This is a genomic window from Nocardia sp. NPDC058497 (genome assembly GCF_042720195.1).
Classification (GTDB): Bacteria; Actinomycetota; Actinomycetes; order Mycobacteriales; family Mycobacteriaceae; genus Nocardia.
In genome coordinates this window covers 1-2,113 of the sequence record NZ_JBHXMY010000351.1, presented here as the reverse complement: position 1 = coordinate 2,113, position 2,113 = coordinate 1, and the positions used below count along the sequence as shown (strand labels likewise).

General features: G+C 70.3%; 3 protein-coding genes and 1 pseudogene. 1 reads left to right on the top strand and 3 read right to left on the bottom strand.

The features are described from left to right. A pseudogene (locus ACFWPJ_RS21570) lies at positions 1 to 290 on the top strand (hypothetical protein); the annotation flags it as partial. Positions 291 to 292: 2 nt separating this feature from the next. Here ACFWPJ_RS21570 and ACFWPJ_RS21565 read toward each other — a convergent pair. Genes ACFWPJ_RS21565 through ACFWPJ_RS21555 form a run of 3 tightly spaced genes read right to left on the bottom strand, consistent with a single transcriptional unit; the run spans position 293 to position 2,103 of the window. After that, positions 293 to 901, bottom strand: coding sequence for a GDSL-type esterase/lipase family protein (locus ACFWPJ_RS21565; protein ID WP_378853980.1), 609 nt, complete (start codon positions 899 to 901; stop codon positions 293 to 295). A gap of 38 nt (positions 902 to 939) precedes the next feature. Then, positions 940 to 1,518 carry a VanZ family protein gene (locus ACFWPJ_RS21560; protein ID WP_378853978.1) on the bottom strand — a complete coding sequence of 193 codons (579 nt, stop codon included), beginning with the start codon at positions 1,516 to 1,518 and terminating at the stop codon, positions 940 to 942. 21 nt (positions 1,519 to 1,539) lie between these two features. After that, a complete protein-coding gene (locus ACFWPJ_RS21555) occupies positions 1,540 to 2,103 on the bottom strand; it encodes a TetR family transcriptional regulator (RefSeq protein WP_378853990.1) in 564 nt (187 codons plus the stop codon). Positions 2,104 to 2,113: the final 10 nt, after the last annotated feature.

Here is a 2,113-nt window from a genome sequence, read left to right as displayed (position 1 = left end):
CCTCGACCCCCCCCCGCCCCCAGGCGGGGCGCCGGGGGCGCAGGACCCCCCCCCCCGCTTCCCCGGCGCGGAGGGCCGGGGTCGCCCGGGAACTCCTCCCGGATTCCTCGGGCGACCTGCTCGACTCGGCGATGTCCGCCTACGTGGTGGTCAGTGGCACCCTCGAGCTGGTCGCGGCGTGGATGCGCGGGGAATTCGACACCACGCGCGAACGTCTCACCGACCTCATCGCCCGCCAGCTACTCCAGGTCCCGCGCACCGAAAGCCCCCGCGCGACGCCCGCCCACTGAGGTCACCGGCGCGGCTTGGCGATCCACTCGTGCCACCGGTCGGCGAGGACGATGTCGGCCAGTCGCCGGTAGCCGCCGCTGCCCGGATGGGCGCCGTCACCGGCCAGCGCCTCGGCCCGCCAGGTCGGGTCGGCGGCCAGCGTTGTTGTCGTGGCGATGAACGGTATGTCGCGGGTGTGGCACAGGGCCGCCATACGTTCGGCGAGCGCGGTCGTCCTGTGCAGGTGGGGTTCGCCCGCGTCGATCACCGGGGGCGGGCCGACGATCAGCGGCGCGATCGCGCGCCGGCGTGCCCCGTCCAGGATGGTCGCGAGATTGTCCAGGCAGCGGTCCGGATCGACCCGGACCACCCCGTTCTCCTCGACCGCGTCGTTGCTGCCGAAGGACAGCACCAGCCGATGGTCGGCGTCGGGCGCCAGACGGGGTTCGATCTCGGTCCAGCAGCGTCGCAGGACATCGTCGGAGGTGTTGCGACGGACGCCGAGATTGAATGCCGTAATCCCCGTGCCGGTTTCGGTGAGGGCGCGCCCGACCCAGCCCCGGTATTCGGGATCACCGATGCCCTGGACGAAGGAATCGCCGAGGAAGAAGATTCGCAGGTTTCCGATCACCGGACGACAGTACGAGGACGCCGGAACGGCGCTCGACCTCAGCCCGCCCACTCGAGCCGGGTCAGCACTCGATCACTCTGCGAACACCCCGATTCCCGGCGGGCGACGTGGACGGCGGCGAGGAGTGCGCCTACGCCCGCACCCGCCGCATTCATGAGGACGTCGTCCACCGAGGAGACCCGGCCCAGGTCGAGGACATACTGGGCGACCTCGAGCGTGGTCGACAGCAGCGCCCCGACAGCGGTCATGCGGAGGGCGCCTGAGAGTCGGGGAAATCGAAGGGGGAGAAGGAAACCCAGGGGAACGAACAGGGCGAGATTGGCGCCGACCTGCACGACGGCGGTGGCCGGCGCAGCGCTCAGGGTGTCGGCCAGGTCTCGCAGCGGCACCAGGCTGACAGCTCGTTCGCCGGTGGCGGGCGTGAGAATCATCCAGACCCACGGCAGGGTCGCGGTCAGAATGCCGACTTCGGCGATCGAGTGCCTGAGTGCGATGCGCCGCGGCGTCCCGGAACCGATTCGTCGACGCACCAGCAGGACGGTGGTGGCCAGAACCATCGGCACGGCCAGCGCCCACACGATCAGTACGTGCCCCCACGAATTCCATACGCTCCCCACTGCGCCCACGATAGTGGTGTTTCAGGGAGCGACGATGCGGGTGGCGGCGCAGACGGTGGCCGCGCGGCGCGCTGCCAGTTGGTCGGTGTCGCCCCTCTCGGCGGCGAATCTGGCCTGCATCGCGTTGGTGCGGGCCAGGTCGGAGAGCATGCGGAGCAGGATCGGGGCGGGGATGTCAGCGGTGATCAGGCCTTCGCGTTGTCCGCGGCGCAGTTCGGTGAGTTTCGCGTCGATGGTGTCGCGCAGGATGGCGCCGAAGAAGGTGCCCGCCGGTTCGAGGTCGGACCAGGCCTGCAGGCGCGCGTTGTCGGGGTGGGCGACGAAATGGTCGAAGAGGCGGCCGACGTAGGCGGGCAGGTCGTCGGCGCTCAGGGCGGTTTCGACGGCGGTGTGGCTGGTCCAGCGTTCGGTGACGGCCGCGTAGAGCTCGTTCTTGCCGGGGAAGTAGGCGTAGAGCCGGTCTTTGCTGGCGTTGGCGGCGGCCGCGATGCGGTTGATCCTGGCTCCGGCGATACCGAATTCGGCGAACTCGGCCTTCGCGGCGGCGAGTATTCGTTCCCTGGTCGCCTCACCCGCTGCCCGCATGACCGGATGG

What these genes read in the sequence shown, in the direction of transcription:
- ACFWPJ_RS21555 (WP_378853990.1), bottom strand. Translation starts at nt 2,103, where the DNA reads ATGCGGGCAGCGGGTGAGGCGACCAGGGAACGAATACTCGCCGCCGCG.